The 20,143-nt window shown below is 63.9% G+C and carries 13 protein-coding genes and 1 pseudogene; 9 read left to right on the top strand and 5 right to left on the bottom strand.

All coding sequences use genetic code 11. The features are described 5' to 3' along the window. Positions 1–27 precede the first annotated feature (27 nt). A complete protein-coding gene (locus QA645_RS10815) occupies positions 28–240 on the top strand; it encodes a hypothetical protein (RefSeq protein ID WP_254133544.1) in 213 nt (70 codons plus the stop codon). Continuing rightward, positions 237–678: pseudogene (locus tag QA645_RS10810) on the top strand (DUF1801 domain-containing protein). The gene QA645_RS10815 and the pseudogene QA645_RS10810 overlap by 4 nt, the downstream one beginning before the upstream one ends. A 182-nt stretch (positions 679–860) precedes the next feature. On the opposite strand, the gene QA645_RS10805 reads toward QA645_RS10810, so the two are convergent. Genes QA645_RS10805 through QA645_RS10795 form a run of 3 tightly spaced genes read right to left on the bottom strand, consistent with a single transcriptional unit; the run spans position 861 to position 5,636 of the window. Beyond that, positions 861–2,399 (bottom strand): SpoVR family protein, encoded by a 1,539-nt coding sequence (locus QA645_RS10805; RefSeq protein ID WP_254133546.1) that lies wholly within the window; start codon positions 2,397–2,399, stop codon positions 861–863. Beyond that, positions 2,396–3,673 carry a YeaH/YhbH family protein gene (locus tag QA645_RS10800; protein WP_283053157.1) on the bottom strand — a complete coding sequence of 426 codons (1,278 nt, stop codon included), beginning with the start codon at positions 3,671–3,673 and terminating at the stop codon, positions 2,396–2,398. Before QA645_RS10800 ends, QA645_RS10805 begins: the two co-directional genes overlap by 4 nt. A 19-nt stretch (positions 3,674–3,692) precedes the next feature. Beyond that, positions 3,693–5,636: a PrkA family serine protein kinase gene (locus tag QA645_RS10795; RefSeq protein ID WP_254133547.1), complete on the bottom strand. Its 1,944-nt coding sequence runs from the start codon at positions 5,634–5,636 to the stop codon at positions 3,693–3,695. Between the two features lie 1,033 nt (positions 5,637–6,669). Here QA645_RS10795 and QA645_RS10790 point away from each other — a divergent pair. Genes QA645_RS10790 through QA645_RS10765 form a run of 6 tightly spaced genes read left to right on the top strand, consistent with a single transcriptional unit; the run spans position 6,670 to position 14,189 of the window. Next, positions 6,670–9,519, top strand: a complete 2,850-nt coding sequence (locus QA645_RS10790) for a bifunctional transaldolase/phosoglucose isomerase (RefSeq protein WP_283050091.1) — start codon at positions 6,670–6,672, stop codon at positions 9,517–9,519. 13 nt (positions 9,520–9,532) lie between these two features. Then, entirely contained in the window at positions 9,533–10,531 is a 999-nt protein-coding gene (gene gnd / locus QA645_RS10785; protein ID WP_283050090.1) for a phosphogluconate dehydrogenase (NAD(+)-dependent, decarboxylating), read from the top strand. A 30-nt stretch (positions 10,532–10,561) separates the two neighbouring features. Beyond that, positions 10,562–12,073 (top strand): glucose-6-phosphate dehydrogenase, encoded by a 1,512-nt coding sequence (zwf, locus tag QA645_RS10780; RefSeq protein ID WP_283050089.1) that lies wholly within the window; start codon positions 10,562–10,564, stop codon positions 12,071–12,073. Further along, the gene (gene pgl, locus QA645_RS10775) at positions 12,073–12,822 is read left to right on the top strand and encodes a 6-phosphogluconolactonase (RefSeq protein WP_283050087.1); all 750 of its coding nucleotides are present in this window, start codon (positions 12,073–12,075) and stop codon (positions 12,820–12,822) included. The genes zwf and pgl overlap by 1 nt, the downstream gene beginning before the upstream one ends. Continuing rightward, entirely contained in the window at positions 12,809–13,348 is a 540-nt protein-coding gene (locus QA645_RS10770; protein WP_254133553.1) for a gluconokinase, read from the top strand. The genes pgl and QA645_RS10770 overlap by 14 nt, the downstream gene beginning before the upstream one ends. Before the next feature lie 28 nt (positions 13,349–13,376). Next, complete coding sequence (locus QA645_RS10765; protein ID WP_283050086.1) at positions 13,377–14,189, top strand: HAD family hydrolase; 813 nt, start codon at positions 13,377–13,379, stop codon at positions 14,187–14,189. Between the two features lie 4 nt (positions 14,190–14,193). On the opposite strand, the gene QA645_RS10760 is transcribed toward QA645_RS10765, so the two are convergent. After that, the gene (locus QA645_RS10760) at positions 14,194–15,999 is read right to left on the bottom strand and encodes a glycoside hydrolase family 15 protein (protein ID WP_283050085.1); all 1,806 of its coding nucleotides are present in this window, start codon (positions 15,997–15,999) and stop codon (positions 14,194–14,196) included. Between the two features lie 30 nt (positions 16,000–16,029). Continuing rightward, positions 16,030–17,991 carry a 4-alpha-glucanotransferase gene (malQ, locus tag QA645_RS10755; protein WP_283050084.1) on the bottom strand — a complete coding sequence of 654 codons (1,962 nt, stop codon included), beginning with the start codon at positions 17,989–17,991 and terminating at the stop codon, positions 16,030–16,032. 204 nt (positions 17,992–18,195) lie between these two features. Here malQ and QA645_RS10750 point away from each other — a divergent pair, with 204 nt between their 5' ends. After that, positions 18,196–20,142 (top strand): maltotransferase domain-containing protein, encoded by a 1,947-nt coding sequence (locus tag QA645_RS10750; RefSeq protein WP_283050083.1) that lies wholly within the window; start codon positions 18,196–18,198, stop codon positions 20,140–20,142. Position 20,143: the final 1 nt, after the last annotated feature.

Below are 20,143 nucleotides of genomic sequence, written 5' to 3'. Positions count from 1 at the left end.
TTTCCAACATTCTCACAGGAGACCTCAATGCGTTCGAACATGTGGATTCGACAGATCCATCGCTGGCTGTCGCTTGCCTTCACGCTTGCCGTGATCGCCAACATCGTCGCGCTGACCATGCAGGTTCAAGCGACGTGGATCGGCTTGCTGGCCTTCGTGCCGCTGATTCCGTTGCTGGCGACCGGGCTTTACCTGTTCGCGCTGCCCTATCTTGGCCGTCGCAGCGAGGCGCGGTCATGAAAAAGGCGGTGGCCGCAAAGAAGACCAGTGCGAAGGACACGAGCGGACCGTCACCCCTCGGGGATGATCGACGGCCGGATCAAGGAGCTCGGCGACTGGCGCGGCGAAATGCTGGCGCGGATCCGCAGCCTGATCAGGGAAGCCGATCCTGACGTGGTCGAGGAATGGAAATGGCGCGGCGTTCCCGTGTGGGAGCACGACGGCATCATCTGCACCGGCGAGACCTACAAGGCCGTCGTGAAGCTGACCTTTGCCAGAGGCGCGGCGCTGGATGATCCGGCCGGCCTGTTCAACTCCAGCCTCGACGGCAATGTGCGGCGCGCCATCGATATTGGCGAGGGCGCTGAGATCAACGAGAAGGCGTTGATGGCGCTGATCCGCGCGGCCGTGGAGCTGAACGCGTCGAAGAAGAAGCCTGCGAAGAAGCGATCGGCGTAGCCGGAGCAAGCGCCTCGTCCTTCGAGACGACCGCTCCGCGGTCTCCTCAGGATGAGGCTCATCAGCATCTCCGCTGTCGAAACAGTTGCCACCCACTCCGTCCTCATCCTGAGGGCCCGCCAAAGGCGGGCGTCTCGAAGGATGGACCGCGGGCGAGCTATCGGCCAGGAGTTGCGGCGGCGTTACGCCACCGCCGCCGCGATCGGGCGCGGGCTCACGACATATTCGCGCAGCACCTTGTCGCTGGCATCGACCTCGATCAGCGCGACGTCGTAGGTCCAGAGATCGGCCAGGTGCTGCAGCACCCGCTTGGCATCGGTCTCGTTGAGCTGCGAGCCCTTGATGACGCGATGATGCAGGATCAGCCGGCGGTCACCGGAGAGGTCGACATCCACCACCTCGATGTTGGCGTCGATGTAGCCGACGTCGTGCTGGCGGGCCAGCTCGCGGCGGACGCGGCGGAAACCGCGCTCGTCGTGGATGGCGTCGACGCGGATGCCGGCGCGCTCCTCGGGATCGTCGTGCAGGTGGAACATGCGGAATTGCCGCATCAGCTTCGGGCTCAGGAACTGCCCGATGAAGCTTTCGTCGCGGTAATTGGCCCAGACGTCGCGCAGCACGCCCATCACGTCGTTCTTGCCGGCGATGTCAGGAAACCATTCGCGGTCCTCGTCCGACGGACTGGTGACGATGCGCTCGATGTCCTGCATCATGGCAAAGCCGAGCGCATAGGGATTGAAGCCGGAGAAACGCTGATCGTCGAATTCGGGCTGGAACACCACATTGGTGTGCGATCCCAAAAATTCGAGGAAATTGCCGTCGGTGATGCGGCCCTGCTGATGCAGCTGGGTCATGATGCGATAGTGGACGTAGGTCGCCGTCCCCTCGTTCATCACCTTGGTCTGGCTCTGCGGATAGAAATATTGGGCGATGTGGCGGACGATGCGCAAGAGCTCGCGCTGCCAGGGCGCCAGGCGCGGCGCGCTCTTCTCCAGGAAGTAGAGCAGGTTTTCCTGCGGCAGGCCGAGCAGCTTGCGGCGCCGTTCGAGCGAGATCGCGGTCCGAGCCTTCGAGGCGCCCTTGGGGACGGTGCGCCAGAGGTCGTTGAAGACTTCCTCCTCGTGCTGGCGGCGGCGCCCTGCCCGCTTCTCCTCTTCGCGCAGATCCAGCTGCTTCTTGCCGGGATAGCGATCGATGCCATGCGACATCAGCGCATGCGCGGCATCCAGCGTGCGCTCGACCTCGGTGCGGCCGTAGCGCTCCTCGCACTGCATGACGTAGTTCTTGGCGAAATCCAGGTAGTCGAGAATGCCCTCCGCATCGGTCCACTGCTTGAACAGGTAATTGTTCTTGAAGAAGTGGTTATGGCCGAAGGCCGCGTGCGCGATCACCAGCGTCTGCATCGTCGCCGTGTTCTCCTCCATGAGGTAGGAGATACAGGGCGAGGAGTTGATCACGATCTCATAGGCGAGGCCCATCAGGCCCTTGCGGTAGGACGCCTCGTGGTATGCGAAGTGCTTGCCGAACGACCAGTGCTTGTAGAACAGCGGCATGCCGACGGACGAATAGGCATCCAGCATCTGCTCGGCCGTGATGACCTCGATCTGGTTCGGGTAGACGTCGAGCCCGAGATCCTTCAACGCCACCTCCTCGCAGGCATCGGTGATGCGCTGCAAGGTGTGGAAATCCCAATCGGCGCCTTCGAACAAGCGTTCCGTCATTGAGCGGCTTTCTCCTGAGCAGTGTCGCGGCGCTGGAACAGATCGTGGAACACCGGAAAGATCTCGCTGCGCTCGCTGACCTTGCGCATCGAGAGCGGTGCGCCGGAGTTGCGCAGGCGCTCGTAGAGGGTCCAGAGCGAGGAATCGGAGAGATCGAAGGCGCTGCCGCCGGCTTCCCCGACCTCGAGATAGGCGAAGAACTGGCAGACCGGGAGAATCTTCTCGGTCAGCAGCAGGCCGGTGAGCTCGCCGTCGGAATAGGAATTGTCGCCGTCGGAAGCCTGGGCGGCATAGATGTTCCAGTCCGCCGGGCTGAACCGTTCGCGCACGATCTCGTGCATCGCCTGCAGCGCGCTGGACACCAGTGTGCCGCCGGAGGCCGGGCCGTAGAAGAAGGTCTGCTCGTCGACCTCCTCGGCGCGGTCGGTGTGGCGGATGAAGACGATCTCGACATGCTTGTAGCGCCGCTTCAGGAACACGTAGAGCAGCATGTAGAAGCGCTTTGCCAGATCCTTCATGTGCTCGGACATCGAGCCGGAGACGTCCATCAGGCAGAACATCACGGCCTGCGCCACCGGCCGGGGCACCTTCTCGTAGCGGCGGTAGCGGATGTCGAGCGGATCGATGAAGGGAATGCGCTTGGTCTTCGCCTTGAGTTTTTCGAGCCGGGCGACGAGCTCCGCGCGCTCGTCCTCGTCGGTCGATGCGGCGATCTCGGTTTCCAGCGCTTCGATCTCTTCCTTGCTGGGACGCCTGAGCGCGATGCGGCGGGCGAGCGCGAGCTTGACGGTGCGGCTGACCGAGATGTTGGCGGGCGAGCCTGACGTGGTGTAGCCGGCGCGCTGGATGCCTTCGCTCTCGGTCTGCGCGATCTTGCGCTTGGCAAGATCCGGCAGTTCGAGATCGTCGAGGAAGAGATCGACGAACTCGTCGCGGCTCAGCACGAAGCGGAAGGCGTCTTCGCTGTCGCCTTCGCCGGGGCCGGAATCCTTGGCGCTGCCCTGGCCGGAGCGCTGCAGATAATCGCCCTCGATGAACTTCTTGTTGCCGGGCAGCACCATGTCGCGAGTCCCGCCTTCACGGCGGAACCGCGGCTCGTGCATGCCGTCCAGCGGGATCGTGACCTCACCACCCTCCAGGACGTCCTTGATGTCGCGTTCCTGCGAGGTCTTCTTGACGGCGCCCTGCACCAGGGATTTGGCCCGACGCAAGAACCGCTGGCGGTTCTCAAGACTCTTGCCGCCTGGATTCAGGCGCCTGTCAATAATGTGAATGGCCACTTTCTCATCCGCCTCAACCGGCTTGCTTCACACGCATGTACCACTCGACCAGTCGGCGAACCTGACGCTCGGTGTAGCCGCGCTCCACCATGCGTGCGACAAACTCGCCGTGCTTCTTCTCCGTCTCGCCGTCCTTCTTCGAACCGAACGAGATGACCGGAAGCAGGTCCTCGACCTGAGAGAATATCCGCTTTTCGATCACATCGCGAATCTTCTCGTAGGAGGTCCAGGTCGGGTTCTTGCCGCCGTTCTGCGCCCGGGACCGTAACGAGAATTTGACGACCTCGTTGCGGAAATCCTTGGGGTTGGCGATGCCCGCCGGCTTCTCGATTTTCGTCAGTTCCTGGTTCAACAATTCGCGATCAAGCAGCTGGCCGGTGTCGGGATCCTTGAAGTCCTGGTCCTCGATCCATGCATCCGCATAGTCGACATAGCGGTCGAACAGGTTCTGGCCGTAGTCCGAGTAGGATTCGAGATACGCCTTCTGGATCTCGTTGCCGATGAACTCGGCGTAGCGCGGCGCAAGATCCGCCTTGATGAATTCGAGATAGCGCTTCTCGACTTCCTCGGGCAACTGCTCCCGGCGGATCGACTGCTCCAGCGCGTACATCAGGTGCACGGCGTCGGCGGCGACTTCCTGCGGGTCGTGGTTGAAGGTCGCAGCCAGGATCTTGAAGGCGAAGCGGGTGGAGACGCCGTCCATGCCTTCGTCGACGCCGGCGGCATCGCGATATTCCTGGACGCTGCGCGCCTTCGGATCGGATTCCTTCAGGCTCTCGCCGTCATAGACCCGCATCTTGCCGAACAGCGTGGAGTTCTCGTGCTTGCGCAGACGCGACATCACCGAGAACCGCGCCAGCGTTTCCAGGGTCGATGGCGCGCAAGGTGCGGCCGCGAGCTCGGAGCCCTGGATCAGCTTCTCGTAGATCTTCTGCTCCTCGGTGACCCGCAGGCAGTACGGCACCTTGATGACGCAGATGCGGTCGATGAAGGCTTCGTTGTTCTTGTTCGACTTGAAGCTCGCCCACTCCGCTTCGTTGGAGTGCGCGAGGATCACGCCGGTGAACGGGATCGCGCCGATATTCTCGGTGCCGATATAGTTGCCTTCCTGCGTTGCGGTCAGCAACGGGTGCAGCATCTTGATCGGTGCCTTGAACATTTCAACGAACTCGAGCACGCCCTGATTGGCGCGATTGAGGCCGCCGGAATAGCTGTAGGCGTCGGGATCGTTCTGCGCATAGGTCTCGAGCTTGCGGATATCGACCTTGCCGACCAGCGAGGAGATGTCCTGGTTGTTCTCGTCACCGGGCTCGGTCTTGGACACTGCGATCTGGCGCAGCCGCGAGGGCTGGATCTTGGCGACGCGGAATTGCGAGATGTCGCCGCCGAAGGCTTCCAGCCGCTTGTAGCACCACGGGCTCATCAGGCCGGTAAGGCGCCGGCGCGGAATGCCGTACTTCTCTTCCAGCATCGGCCCGAGGTTATCCGGATCGAACAGGCTGAGCGGGCTCTCGAACACCGGCGAGAGTTCATCGCCGGCCTTGAGCACGTAGATCGGATGCACTTCCATCAGCGACTTCAGCCGCTCGGCGAGCGAGGATTTGCCGCCACCGACCGGTCCGAGCAGATAGAGGATCTGCTTGCGCTCTTCGAGACCTTGCGCCGCATGTCGGAAGAAACCGACGATGCGCTCGATGGTTTCTTCCATGCCGTAGAAGCCGGCGAAGGCCGGATAGGTACGGATGGTGCGATTCAAAAAAATACGGCCAAGGCGTGGGTCCTTGGCCGTGTCAATCGTCTGAGGGTCGCCGATCGCCGCTAGTAACCGTTCGGCCGCGTTCGCGTATTTCATGGGATCGCTTCGACACGATTCCAGATATTCCGCCATCGACATGTCGTGCTGGCTTCTCGCCTCGAACGACCGAGCGAAAGCGTTGAATAGAGAATCGTTGTACATGATCCCTCTCCGCGTGAGTTCCGCTACAAGCTGAAACGAAAGCAGTTACTGGACCGTTCCTCAGGCCGCTTTTCGAATCAGCGTGAGCACATGACGTTCATTGGACACCCGGGTGCCGACACGACGCAATGTACAAGGTAGGCACTCGCTGAATTACGAACAGGCACTTGCCTGTAATTTGTGCGAATCTCTATCTATCTTCGCTCTTTTCCAAAAAATGTCACTCGCTCGCCACATCCGGGCAATACCGGGGCTGAGTCCCCTCCGGCACTGCAACATGACGATCTGCGAGCGGCGAACTTATGACGCTCGCAGGGCGATGCTTTGCGCGCCGCGTTCATCTTCCCTGCTGCAATGCTTCCCCTGCTGCAATGCGATGCGTGGACTGCATGCAGCATGAATGTCGCGGCAAGCGCGCAGCGTTGTATCAAAATCGGTCGCCAAACCCTCCGAAGGGATAACGTCGTTCTGCGTGGCGGCTCGGATGCAGACGAGCTGCCGCGCCTGACTCGAACGCAAAGCTTGGACGAGGCCGCGCTATCGCAACGCCCGCCGCAACCAGGAGCCGCGTGACGGATCGATCGATGTCGAGATCATGGAATGCGCCGATGCAGACGGCCGACGCGATCGATGGCCGGTGATTGGCGACGGCAACACCGTCAGGACATGCGTGCATGCTTTCCCCCAGCATGGCCATTCGCGATGAAGCCAATAGCGACCGGCCCATGACGATCGGACGGATCGATAACCGCCGACGACACTCCGCGACGCGACAGATGTCCTCACGCAACAAGGCTCACCGCAACAAGGCTTGGACGCAACAAAAGTCTGGGCCGAACCATCCCGGCCAAATTTTTATTACGCAAAAGCACGACTCCCGCCTGGATCGCCATGATCGCGACGGAGTTAGACTGAGAGAATGACGCCAATACCCTTGATTGGTTCCCTCCCGGGAGCATGTGGGCTAAAGGATAGCGCGTCAGGACCGGCGCGGAAACCCCCTCCGCCCGCAGGCTTGGAGATAAAAAGCATCATGAATCCCGTCAAAGAACTGGAAAAGCACGGACAAGCCGTCTGGCTGGACTTCCTCGCCCGTGGCTTCATCGCCAAGGGCGACCTGAAGCGGCTGATCGACACCGACGGCGTCAAGGGCGTGACCTCCAATCCGTCGATCTTCGAAAAGGCGATCGGCAGCTCGGACGAATATGACGCCCCGATCGGCAAGGCGCTGAAGCGCGGCGACCGGACCGTGGCCGATTTGTTCGAGGCGGTCGCGGTCGAGGACATCCAGAACGCCGCCGACGTGCTGCGCCCGGTCTATGACCGCCTCAAAGGCCATGACGGCTATGTCAGCCTCGAGGTCTCGCCCTATCTGGCGATGGACACGTCAGGCACGGTCGCCGAAGCGCGACGGCTGTGGAAGGACGTCAATCGCAAGAACCTGATGGTGAAGGTGCCGGCGACGCCGGAAGGCCTGCCGGCGATCGAAACACTGATCGGCGACGGCATCAGCATCAACATCACCCTGTTGTTCTCGAAGGCGGTCTATCTCCAGGTCGCCGAGGCCTACCTCGCCGGCCTCGAGAAATACGTCGCCGGCGGCGGCGACCCCTCGCATGTCGCGAGCGTGGCGAGCTTCTTCGTCAGCCGCATCGACAGCGTGGTCGACAAGCAGCTCGACGAGAAGATCGCGCGGGCCAACGACCCGTCCGAAAAGGAGCGCCTCGCCGCGCTGAAGGGCAAGGTCGCGATCGCCAACGCCAAGGTCGCCTACCAGGATTACAAGCGGCTGTTCTCGGGCCCCCGCTGGGAGAAGCTCGCCGCCAAGGGCGCCAAGCCGCAGCGCATGCTGTGGGCCTCGACCGGCACCAAGAACAAGGACTACAGCGACGTCCTCTATGTCGAGGAGCTGATCGGCCCGGACACCATCAACACCGTGCCGCCCGCGACGCTCGATGCATTCCGCGACCACGGCAAGCCGCGTGACAGCCTAGAAGAGAACGTCGACGACGCCCGCCATGTGCTGGAAGAGCTGGAGCGCTCCGGCGTCTCGCTCGACGCCATCACCGAGGAGCTGGTCAAGGACGGCGTCAAGCAGTTTGCAGACGCCGCCGACAAGCTCTACGGCGCCGTCGCCCACAAGCGCGCCACCGTGCTCGGGCCGGCGATCGACCGCCAGCAGCTCTCGCTGGGTGACGGCCTCGGCAAGGCCGTTGCCAAGAGCACCGAGGAATGGCGCGCATCGGCCAAGATCCGCAGGCTGTGGCAGCGCGACAAATCGGTCTGGACCGGGACGGACGAGGACAAATGGCTCGGCTGGCTCGACAGCGCGGCGAAAGCCGACGTTGCCGACTACGAGGACTATGCCAACCGCGTGAAGGGCCAGAAATTCTCCGACGCCGTCGTGCTCGGCATGGGCGGATCGAGCTTGGGGCCGGAAGTGCTGGCCGAGACCTTTGCGAGGAAGGCGGGCTTCCCGAAGCTGCACGTGCTGGATTCCACCGATCCGGCGCAGGTGCGGGCGATGGAGGCCAAGATCGACATCGCCAACACCGTGTTCATCGTCTCCAGCAAATCCGGCGGCACCACCGAGCCGAACGCGATGAAGGACTATTTCCATGAGCGCGTGGCGCAGGCGCTCGGCCCGAAGGCCAAGACCGGCTTCCGCTTCATCGCGGTGACCGATCCCGGCTCCTCGCTGGAAAAGGCGGCGAAGACGCTCAACTACGCCCGAATCTTCCATGGCGAGCCGTCGATCGGCGGTCGCTATTCGGTGCTGTCGCCGTTCGGCCTGGTGCCGGCGGCCACCGCCGGCATCGACGTCAAAACCTTCATCAAGCATGCGCTTGCGATGGCGCGCTCCTGCGGACCGGACGTGCCGCCAAGCGAAAACCCGGGCGTGCAGCTCGGCCTCGCCATGGGCCTCGCCGGCCTCGAAGGCCGCGACAAGGTGACGATCCTCGCGTCGAAGAAGATCGCCGATTTCGGCGCCTGGGCCGAGCAGCTCATCGCGGAATCGACCGGCAAGGAGGGCAAGGGCCTGATCCCGATTGCCGGCGAACCGCTGGTCGAATCCGCGGCTTACGGCAACGACCGCTTCTTCATCGACATCCGCACCGAGGGCGAGACGGACGCCGCACACGATTCGGCGCTGGCCGGCATCGAAGCGGCGGGCCATCCCGTCGTCCGCATCGTCATGAAGTCGATCGACCATCTGGGTCAGGAGTTCTTCCGCTTCGAGATGGCGACCGCCGTGGCAGGCTCGATCCTCGGGATCAACCCGTTCGACCAGCCCGACGTCGAAGCGGCGAAGATCAAGACCCGCGAGCTGACGTCGGCGTACGAGAAGACCGGCGCGCTGCCGGCCGAAGAGCCCGTGGTGAGCACCGCGGAGTTCGACCTCTACACCGACGACACCAACGCCGCCGCGTTGCGCACCATGGGAGCCAATGGCGACCTTACCTCCTGGCTCAAGGCGCACATCACGCGCTCGCGGCGCGGTGATTATTTTGCCCTGCTCGGCTACATCGCGCGCGACAAGGCCACCATCGAGGCGCTGCAGGAGATGCGGACGGCCGTGCTCGAGAAGCGGCATCTGGCGACCGCCGCCGAATTCGGCCCGCGCTTCCTGCACTCCACGGGCCAGGCCTACAAGGGCGGGCCCGATAGCGGCGTGTTCCTGCAGATCACCGCCGATGACGCCAAGGACCTGGCCGTGCCGGGCCAGAAAGCGAGCTTCGGCGTGATCAAGGCGGCGCAGGCACGCGGCGATTTCGACGTGCTCACCGAGCGCGGCCGGCGCGCGCTTCGGGTGCACCTGAAGGGTCCGCTCAAGAAAGGTCTCGCGACGCTCAACGCGGCGCTTAACGACGCGCTGAATTAAGGGGAATATCTCGATGCAACTCGGCATGATCGGCCTCGGCCGGATGGGCGGCAACATCGTTCGCCGGCTGATGCGCCACGGCCACTCGACCGTGGTCTATGACAAGGACGCCAAGGCCGTCGCCGGCCTCGCAGCCGACGGCGCAGTCGGCTCGGCGACGCTGGAAGAGTTCATCTCGAAACTGGAGCGGCCGCGCACGGCCTGGGTGATGCTGCCTGCGGGCCGCATCACCGAGCAAACAATCGAGACGATCGCGGGCGTGATGCAGGAAGGCGACGTCATCATCGACGGCGGCAACACCTTCTGGCAGGACGACGTCCGCCGCGGCAAGGCGCTGAAGGCGCGCGGCATCCACTATGTCGACGTCGGCACCTCCGGCGGCGTCTGGGGCCTCGACCGCGGCTATTGCATGATGATCGGCGGCGAGAAGCCGGTGGTCGACCGGCTCGACCCGATCTTCGCGGCACTCGCGCCCGGCGCCGGCGACATTCCGCGCACCGAGGGACGTGACGGACGCGATCCCCGCATCGAGCAGGGTTACATCCATGCCGGTCCGGTCGGCGCGGGCCATTTCGTCAAGATGATCCACAACGGCATCGAGTACGGCCTGATGCAGGCCTATGCCGAAGGCTTCGACATTCTCAAGAACGCCAATATCGACGCCCTGCCCGCGGATCATCGTTACGATTTCGACCTCGCCGACATTGCCGAAGTCTGGCGCCGCGGCAGCGTGATCCCGTCCTGGCTGCTCGATCTCACCTCGACCGCGCTCGCCGACAGCCCGCAACTCGCGGAATATTCCGGCTTCGTCGAGGATTCCGGCGAGGGACGCTGGACCGTGAATGCGGCGATCGACGAGGCCGTGCCGGCCGAAGTCTTGACTGCAGCGCTCTACACACGTTTCCGTTCCCGCAAGGAACACACCTTCGCCGAAAAAATTCTCTCCGCGATGCGCGCAGGTTTCGGCGGCCACAAGGAGCCGAAGCAGCCGGACGCTTCGAAATCGAAGTAAGAGCCACAAGCAAGCGAAGGCCGACAGTTCGTGACAAAAGACCCGCAAGCCAAGCGCAAGCCGGAAAATTGCGCCTTCGTCATCTTCGGTGTCACCGGCGACCTCACCCATCGCCTGGTGATGCCATCGCTCTACAATCTCGCCGCCGAGCATTTGTTGCCGGAGAAGTTCTGCGTCGTCGGCGTGGCCCGCAAGGGCCAGTCGGATGACGAACTGCGCGACAGTCTGCTGAAGGGGCTGAAGCAATTCGCGACACGGCCCGTGGACGACGACATCGCCCGGAAGCTGCTGGAATGCGTGACCTTCGTCGAAGCCGATGCGAGGGACCCGGCCTCGTTCGATCGTTTGCGCGAGCATCTGGATTCGCTGGAATGCGCGCAGGACACCGGCGGCAATCGCCTGTTCTATCTGGCGACCCCGCCGGCTGCGTTCGCACCGACCGCGCGCGAGCTCGGCCGCACCGGCATGATGAAGGAGAACGGCGCCTGGCGTCGCCTCGTGATCGAGAAGCCGTTCGGCACCGACCTCGCATCGGCCAAGGCGCTGAATGGCGAGCTCCTGAAGATCATGGACGAGCACCAGATCTACCGGATCGATCATTATCTCGGCAAGGAGACGGTGCAGAACATCCTGGTGCTGCGGTTCGCCAACGGCATGTTCGAGCCGATCTGGAATCGCAACCATATCGACCACATCCAGATTACCGTCGAGGAGAAGCTCGGCGTCGGCCATCGCGGCGGCTTCTACGACGCCACCGGCGCGTTGCGCGACATGGTGCCGAACCATCTGTTCCAGCTGATGTCGCTCGTCGCGATGGAGCCGCCGGCGCGCTTCGATGCGCATTCCGTGCGCTCAGAGAAGGCCGAGGTGCTGACCTCGATCCAGCAGCCGGACCAGGAGGAAGCGCTGAGGAACTCGGTGCGCGCGCAATATCTCGCGGGCCGGATCGGGGACGATGAGATCCCTGACTATCGCAAGACCGAGGACGTCAAGCCCGGCAGCGCCACCGAGACCTTTGTCGCGCTGAAGCTGATGATCGACAATTGGCGCTGGGCCGGCGTTCCCTTCTATTTGCGCACCGGCAAAGCGCTGGGCCACAAGCGCACGGAAGTGGCGATCAAGTTCAAGCAGGCGCCGCTGTCGATGTTCTCGGGCACGACGGTCGACCGGCTCTCGCAGAACTTCCTCACCATCGGCATCGCGCCGACGGAGACCATCGAACTTCAGTTCAACGCAAAAATCCCGGGGCCGAGCATCACCATCGACGGCGTCGAGATGAAGTTCAAATACGGCGACTATTTCCGCGCCGATCCCTCCACCGGCTACGAGACGCTGATCTACGACTGCATGATCGGCGACAACATCCTGTTCCAGCGCGCCGACGGCATCGAGGCCGGCTGGGCGGCGGTGCAACCGTTCCTCGACGCCTGGAAGACCGAAGGTACCAACGGCATCGAAACCTATGAGGCCGGCAGCGACGGCCCGGCTTGCGCCGACGAATTGCTCAAGCGCGACGGCCGCAGCTGGCGGAAGTTTTCGTGATGGCGGCGGCCGGGGAGCCGAAGCTGATCGTCGTCGCCGATCCCGAGGCGCTGGCGCAGGGGGCAGCCGAACGGGTGATGGCGCGGATCGCGGCCAATTCCGGCCGGATCGCGATTTGCCTCACCGGCGGCTCGAGCCCGAAGAAGCTGTATCAGCTGCTCGGCAGCGACGCCTGGCGCGGCAAGATCCCCTGGGATCGCGTGCACTGGTTCATTGGCGACGAGCGTTTCGTCCCCGAGAGCGATCCCCTCAACAACATGGCCGTCGCGCGCGCGACCTTCCTCGATCGCAATGCGCCGTCAGGCCATATCCATCCGATCCCGACCACGGCCGAAAATCCCGATGACAGTGCGCAAGCCTATGCGCACGAGCTCCAGGCCTTCTACGGCTCCGGAAGCCTCGATCCGGCACGACCGCTGTTCGATCTCGTCCTGATGGGCGCCGGCCCCGACGGACATACCGCATCGCTGTTTCCCGGCTATCCCGAGATCGAGGAGACCGGGCGCTGGGTCGTCGGTGTGCCCAAGGCCAATGTCGCGCCCTTCGTGCCGCGGGTCTCGCTGACGCTGCCGGCGCTTGCGTCCTGCCGCGAGATGCTGTTCGAGATAGCCGGGCATGACAAGCAGCCGATCTTGACGCGCCTCCTCAATGGCGAGACTCTGCCGGCTGTACGCGCGCGCTCGAATGGTGAGACCGTCTGGATGGTCGACCGGGCCGCGCTTCCGGAGGGAATTCGTGGCGGGCGTTAAAGCACCTTGTGCGTTGATCGTGATGGGCGTGTCGGGCTCGGGCAAGAGCACGGTGGCGGAATTGCTCGGCAAGCGGCTCGGCTGGCGGTTCGAGGACGGCGACAGCTTTCACCCCGCCAGCAATGTCGAGAAGATGCGGGCCGGTCACCCGCTCACCGACGAGGACCGCTGGCCCTGGCTCAACGCCATCGCCGACGAGATCGCGCGGGTCTGCAACAAGGGCGAGCACGTGATCATCGCCTGTTCGGCGCTCAAGCACACCTATCGCGATGTGCTGCTGCGCGGACGCGACGACGTGCGCTTCGTGTTCCTCAAGGGCACGCAGGAGCTGATCGCCGACCGGCTCGCGCACCGCAAGGGCCATTTCATGCCGCCCGGACTGCTCACCAGCCAGTTCAACACGCTGGAGCCGCCGGAGGCGAGCGAGCACGTTATCACGGCGTCGATCGACGAATCGGTCGAGGCGATCGTGGACGGCATCATACGGCAGCTGAAATTCGACGGCGGCAAGAGCAAGGCCGTGTAACCCAAGCGACTGTCATCAAGGTACTGCCATGACGAAAATCTCACTGGTCGTTTCCGACGTCGACGGCACGCTGCTGACCAAGGACAAGACGCTGACGGAGCGCGCGCGGTCCGCGGTGCAGAAGTTGCACCAGGCCGGCATCGGCTTCACCATCACCTCGAGCCGCCCTGCGATCGGCATGCGCTTTCTGATCGAGCCGCTGGCATTGTGGCTGCCGGTCGGCCCGTTCAACGGCTCCTCGATCGTCGATCCCGAGATGAATCCGGTCGAGCAGCATCTGATCCCGAAAGACGCGGCCGCACGCAGCTTACAGATCCTGCGCGAATTCGGCGCCGACATCTGGCTGTTCACCTACGACAAATGGCTGATCGACAACCCAGGCGGCAAATACGTCGCGCATGAGCAGCACACGATCCGGTCCGAGCCGACCATCGTGACGGATTTTTCGCCATACCTCGCCAGCGCCTGCAAGATCGTCGGCGCCAGCGCCGATGCCGCCGGCCTCGAGGCCTGCGAGAAGGCGATGCAGCAGGCGCTCGGCAGCGAAGCCACCGCCGTGCGCTCGCAGACCTATTATCTCGACATCACCCCGCCCGGCTTCGACAAGGGGACGTTCGTACAGGCCATGGCCAAGCGCCTCGGCATTCCCCTCGACGCCGTCGCCACCATCGGCGACATGCAGAACGACCTCGCGATGTTCCGCGTCAGCGGCACCTCGATCGCCATGGGCAACGCCACCGACAGCGTCAAGGAGCAGGCCACCAACGTCACCGCGACCAACGAGCAGGACGGTTTTGCAGAGGCGATGGAGATGATCTTGAAGCGGAACGGGGTCGCCTAGGTCACTACTTCGACCGCTGCATCGCGGGCTTCTCGCTCGCGTGCCGTGCCGCCGAGAGATTGTGCGCGGTGTTAATGAGCGCGATGTGGGTCAGCGCTTGCGGGAAATTGCCGGTCTGGCGGCGCGCGATGGAATCATATTCCTCGGCCAATAGGCCAACATCGTTTGCGATACCCACCACGCGATCGAACAGCATCTGCGCCTTGTCGAGATCGCCCGCGAGCACGCAGGCGTCGGCGAGCCACAGCGTGCAGGCCAGGAACGCGCCCTCGATCGGCTGCTTCTCCTCGGAGACCTCGCGGGGATCGTGCCGCAGCACGAAGCCGTCGCGCATCATGTGCTTCTCGACCGCCGCGATGGTGCCGCGGACGCGCGGGTCGCCCGCGGGCAGGAAGCCGACCGCTGGCAGCAGCAGCACGCTGGCATCAAGCAGCTTCGAGCCATAGGACTCGACGAAGGCGTTCGCTTCCGCGTCAAAGCCCCTGTTGCAGACGTCGCGGTGGATCGCCTCGCGCAGCGCACGCCAATGCAACAACGGCGCCTTGAAGCCAAAGGTTTCGGCGCTCTTGATGCCGCGATCGAAGGCGACCCAGGTCATGACCTTGGAGAAGACGTAGTGACGAGGCTGGCCGCGCCGCTCCCAGATGCCGTGGTCGGGCTGGTCCCAGACTTCGGCGAGATGCTGGAGCACGGCGCATTCCAGCGCCCAGTTCGCTTCATCGTCGAGCTTGAGCTTCGCCATGCGCGACTGATGGAAGGCGTCGATCAACTCACCGTAGACGTCGAGCTGGAGCTGGGCATGCGCGGCATTGCCGACGCGCACGGGCTGGGCGCCTTCATAGCCGGCGAGCCAGCCTGCCTCCCATTCCAGCAATCGCCGCTGGCCCCAGATGCCGTACATGATCTGCATGTTGGCGGGCGAGCCCGCAGCCGCACGCAGCAACCAATTGTGCCAGGCCGAAGCTTCCTCGGTGTAGCCCGAGTTCATCAGCGCCAGCAGCGTGAAGGTGGCGTCGCGCAGCCAGCAGAAGCGGTAGTCCCAATTCCTGGCACCGCCGAGCTTTTCGGGCAGCGACGTGGTCGGCGCGGCGACGATGCCGCCGGTCGGCCCGAACGTCAGCGCCTTCAGCGTGATCAGCGAGCGCATGATGAGATCGCGATACTCGCCGTCATGCGTGGAGCGGCTGGACCAGTCTTTCCAGAACGTTTCGGTCTCCTGGAGCGCGATCTCGGGATCGATCGGCGCGGGCGGATCGAGGTGCGAGGGACCGTAGGTCAGCACGAACGGCACGGTCTCGCCGGCCTTGACCTCGAAGTCGGAAACCGTGGTCAGATCCTCGCCGCGGGTCTCGACCGGCGTGCGCAGCACGGTCATGTCCTGGCCGGCGACGGCCAGCAGCGAGCGATCCTCGCAGCGGCGCACCCAGGGAATGTCGACGCCGAAGCCGAAGCGGATCACGAGCTCCATCCGCATCTTCACCGTGCCCGTGAGGCCCCGCACCAGCCGCACGATGTCGGAGGCCTTGCCGCGCGGCGGCATGAAGTCGATCAGTGCGACGGTGCCGCTCCCGGTCTCGAAGCGCGTTTCGAGGATGAGGGTATCGCCGAGATAGCGGCGCGAGATTGTGGTGACGTCCCCGCCCGGTGCGATCAGCCAGCGTCCGTTCTTGTGGGTGCCGAGGATTGCGGCAAAGCAGGCGTCGGAATCGAAGGCTGGCCAGCACAGCCAGTCGATCGAACCGTTGCGTCCGACCAGCGCTGCGGTCTCGCAGTCGCCGATCAGCGCATAGTCCTCGATCTTCTCTGACAATGTCTTACGAGCCCTGGAAATCCCGGTCGATCAACTCCCGCCGTGCAGCGAACGTTCCCGCGTCGCGGCCTTCAAGGCCGCAAGATCGACCTTCGAGGCGATCTTGTCGAGCGCGACGGGCAGGCGCTGGCGCCAGTTCGGATGCTCGTCGATGGTGCCGGGAATGTTCGGCTGGTCGATCACGCCGAGCAGATCCTCCATCGACACCGCGAGCAGCCGCGACGGCGTGCGCGACAGGAAATTGAGCACCGAATAGAGATCGTTGGCGTTGATGCCGTTCTGGCGCAGGATCTGGTCGAGACCACCGAGCGCATTCCAGCGCGCCTGGTCGTCCTCGCCGGGATCGAGCCCGAGCGAGCGCTTCATCTTGAGATCGCTGAACGAGCGCCAGCCCGCATAGGTACAGAGATCATGCGTGTTCAGCGTGACCAGCGCGTTCGGCCGGTAATGGTCGATGTTGCGGAAATTGCCGGCATCGTCGCGCTCGAACATCATGACGAGGTAGGACCAGATGCCGAAATCCTGCATGGTCTCGCGAAAACCTTCCGGCACGGTGCCAAGGTCTTCGCCGATCACAACGCATTTATGGGTGATGCTCTCGCGCACGACCGCGGCCAGCAGCGCCTCGAGCGGCATCTGCACATAGGCGCCGTTGTCCGGCTTGAAGCCGCGCGGCACCAAATAGAGCCGCTTCAGTCCGAGCACATGATCGAGCCGGATCGCGCCGGCGTGCCGCATCGAGGCGGCCACCATGTTGGCGAACGGCACGAAGGACTGCGCCTCCAGGCCGCCTGCATTGAAGCCGGCGAGGCCCCAATCCTGCCCGACGGTGTTGAGCACGTCGGGCGGCGCGCCGACCGCAAGGTGGCGCGAGATCGCAGTCTGCTCGTTCCAGGCATCGAAGCCGTTGGACTGTACCCCGACGGCAACGTCGAGATAGAGCCCCACGCGCATGCCAAGCTCGACCGACAGCTCCTTGGCGGCGTGCAATTGCGAATCTGCCGTCCATTGCACGAATTCGACGAACTCGACCTCATGCTTGTCGGCACCGTTGCGAAGCTCCGCGCATTTGGCATCGTCCGGCTGCTGCCATTCCACCGGCCATTCCCACCACGGCGACACGAAGCGGTGGCGGAGCACCTCGAAGCAGGCAAAGCGCGCCAGCAGTGCCCCCCGGTCGGCGCGGAAGGCATCGAACTGGTTGCGGCGGACACCGCTCGCGGTTTTCACGAAACTGTCAAACGCTGCGCGCAAGCCCAGCCATTTCAGCGCCGCCATATCGGCATAAGGGACCCGGTCACCTTCGCGCAGCCGCGCGGCGGTCGCGGCCGCATCCGGGATCAGGTCTGCTGAAAATTCCGGTATGGCCTCGACATCGACGTAAAGTGGATTGAGAAACAGCCGGCTGTTCGGCGAATAGGGGCTGCAATCGGCCGGATGATTATCGAACAGGACATGCAGCGGATTGAGCCCGACGCCGTCGGCGCCGAGTTGCTTGGCAAGCCTGACCAGGCCGGCCAGATCGGTGAAATCGCCGATGCCCCAATTGCGATCGGAGCGAACGCTGTAGAGCTGCACGGCGAGCAGCCAGCCGCGGTCGAAATCGCCGCCGAAGGCGCGCTCGGGCGCCACGATCATCGGGACCTCTTCCGTCGTACCAGCGGCATCGGTCAGCGTCAGCCGGTGATAGCCGAGCGGCAGGCCATCGGGCCAGGCGATCACCGGCTCGCGCGTCTCGCCTTGCGCGATGGCATTGCCATTGCCGGTGATTTTCCATTGCAGCGGCGCCGCGCCGATGGCCGCGAGCTCGGTCCGCGGATTGCCCAGCGCGCGAACCACGACAGGCCCACTGACAAAGCGGTAGACCCGCTTCTCCGGCAGGGCGTCGAGGATGGATTTGAGCGCCTCGGGCGCGGTGGTCCGCAGCTTTCCGAGGGCATCGATGAATTCGGATTGAACGCCCTTGATCCGGGCTTGGGCTAAAAGGTCCATTCGGCACGCAGCTTGCAGGCCATTCTCAGGCCGGGGGCATCGATTTTAACGTGGTCGCGGAAGAGGTTAGTCGCACTTAACTCACAAACCGCGCCTCCCGTTCCCAGGGGAACCAATGACACACAAGCGGCTTTCTATATAGGTACCAAGCGTAGGTTCCCGACAAGGGAAACGGGCCCCTGCACTCTTGTCAATGGCATCACCGTGAACAAGACAATTCAAACTGTCGAGAGTGCCGCTTCAGGCAGCGCTTTCCTCATCGAAGATATCTATCCGTTGATCGATGGCGGCCGCTTTGCCGTGAAGCGGATTGCGGGCGACCGGGTCGAGGTGTGGGCCGACATCTACCGCGACGGCGACGCCAGCATCAGCGCCGCGCTGGTCTGGCGCGGCGAGCAGGAGCGCGACTGGCGGCGCGAGACCATGACCCATCATGGCGATGACCGCTGGTCCGGCGCGTTCACGCCCGTCGAGCCCGGCCAGTATGTCTATGCCATCGAGGCCTGGACCGACGAATTCGCCACCTGGCGTCACGGCATCGAACGCAAGCAGCTGTCCGGCAGCGACGTCACGCTCGATGCCATCGAGGGCGCGGGTCTGCTGACCAAGGCGCACAGCGCGCGGCAGGACGCCGCAGCCGTGATCGTCCGGCAATGCGAGAACTATCTCGGCAGCGGCGATGTAGCGCCGCTGCTGGCGACTGAGCTCGGCGAAGCCATGGCCGAGAGCCAGGCGCGCCCCGACCTGACGCGCTCGGCGAACTTCCCGCTGATCATCGACCGCGACAACGCGCGCTTCGGCGCCTGGTATCAGATGATGCCGCGCAGCCAGAGCCAGGTCTCCGGTCAGCACGGCACGCTCCGCGACTGCATCGCGCGCGTGCCCGACATCGCCGCGATGGGTTTTGACGTGCTGTATTTCACGCCGATCCACCCGATCGGCCGCACCCGCCGCAAGGGCCGCAACAATGCGGCCGTCGCAACCGAGGGCGAGCCCGGCTCACCCTATGCGATCGGCGCCGCCGAGGGTGGACACGATGCGCTGCATCCCGAGCTCGGCACCATCGAGGACTTCCGCGCGCTGGTGGCGACCTGCCTGGAATACGGCCTCGAGCTCGCGCTCGATTTCGCCGTGCAATGCTCGCCGGATCATCCCTGGCTGACGCAGCACCCGGAATGGTTCAAATGGCGGCCGGACCGTTCGGTGCGGTCGGCGGACGGCCCCTATTCGGATATCGTCATCCCCGACTTCGCCTCCGTCGACCGGATCGGACTGTGGGATGCGTTGCGCGATGCCATGCTGTTCTGGATCGACCACGGCGTCACCATCTTCGCGATCGACAATCATGACACCGCGCCATTGCCATTCTGGGAGTGGCTGATCCGCGACATTCGCCAGCGGCATCCCGAGGTGATCCTGTTCTCCAAGACCTTTGCGCGACCGAAGCTGATGAAGGGCCTCGCCAAGCTCGGCTTCGCGCAGTCCTTCAGCTATTTCCCCTGGCGCACGGCGAAATGGGAGCTGGAGCAGTATCTCGGCGAGCTTTCGCGCTATCCCGAGCGGGACTTCTATCGGGCGAACCTGTTCGTCAATACGCCGGACCTGCTGCCCTACCATCTCCAGAGCGGTGAGGTCTGGATGTTCAAATCGCGCGTGGCGCTCGCCGCCATGCTGTCGGGTAATTACGGCCTCTATAGCGGCTTCGAGCTGCTGGAGCACGAAGCCGTTCCCGGCCGCGAAGAATATCAGGATTCCGAGAAATACCAGATCCGCCAGCGCGACTGGGACAAGCCCGGCAACATCAAGCCCTACATCACCGCGCTCAATCGCATCCGCAACGACAACGCGGCGCTGCAGCAGACCACCAATCTGCGCTTCCTCGGCATCGATGACGGCGAGACCATCGCCTTCGCCAAGGAGGCGGCTGAACCGGCCAACACCGTCGTTGCCGTCATCGCCCTCTCGCGCCATGTGCGCGAGTTCTGGTTGCCGCTCGGCGACCTCACCATCGACGTCGGCGGCGAACGCCACCACGTTTCCGCTCTTGAAAATCTCATGACAGGCGAACAGTCCCGCATCGAATGGGGCGGGATCAGGCTGCGTATCGATCCCGACCGCGATCCGGCCCTGCTCTTCCGCTGCCTGGCGTAAG

The organism is Bradyrhizobium sp. CIAT3101 (assembly GCF_029714945.1).
In the GTDB taxonomy this organism is placed as follows: domain Bacteria; phylum Pseudomonadota; class Alphaproteobacteria; order Rhizobiales; family Xanthobacteraceae; genus Bradyrhizobium.
The sequence above is the reverse complement of the archived record's forward strand: the minus strand, read 5'-3'. Positions and strand labels throughout refer to the sequence as shown.

Excerpts from the sequence above, each read along its gene's own strand:
- pgl (WP_283050087.1), top strand. The coding sequence starts at position 12,073 with ATGGCGGCGGCCGGGGAGCCGAAGCTGATCGTCGTCGCCGATCCCGAG.
- QA645_RS10815 (WP_254133544.1), top strand. The coding sequence starts at position 28 with ATGCGTTCGAACATGTGGATTCGACAGATCCATCGCTGGCTGTCGCTT.
- gnd (WP_283050090.1), top strand. The coding sequence starts at position 9,533 with ATGCAACTCGGCATGATCGGCCTCGGCCGGATGGGCGGCAACATCGTT.
- QA645_RS10765 (WP_283050086.1), top strand. The coding sequence starts at position 13,377 with ATGACGAAAATCTCACTGGTCGTTTCCGACGTCGACGGCACGCTGCTG.
- malQ (WP_283050084.1), bottom strand. The coding sequence starts at position 17,991 with ATGGACCTTTTAGCCCAAGCCCGGATCAAGGGCGTTCAATCCGAATTC.
- QA645_RS10805 (WP_254133546.1), bottom strand. The coding sequence starts at position 2,399 with ATGACGGAACGCTTGTTCGAAGGCGCCGATTGGGATTTCCACACCTTG.
- QA645_RS10790 (WP_283050091.1), top strand. The coding sequence starts at position 6,670 with ATGAATCCCGTCAAAGAACTGGAAAAGCACGGACAAGCCGTCTGGCTG.
- QA645_RS10795 (WP_254133547.1), bottom strand. The coding sequence starts at position 5,636 with ATGTACAACGATTCTCTATTCAACGCTTTCGCTCGGTCGTTCGAGGCG.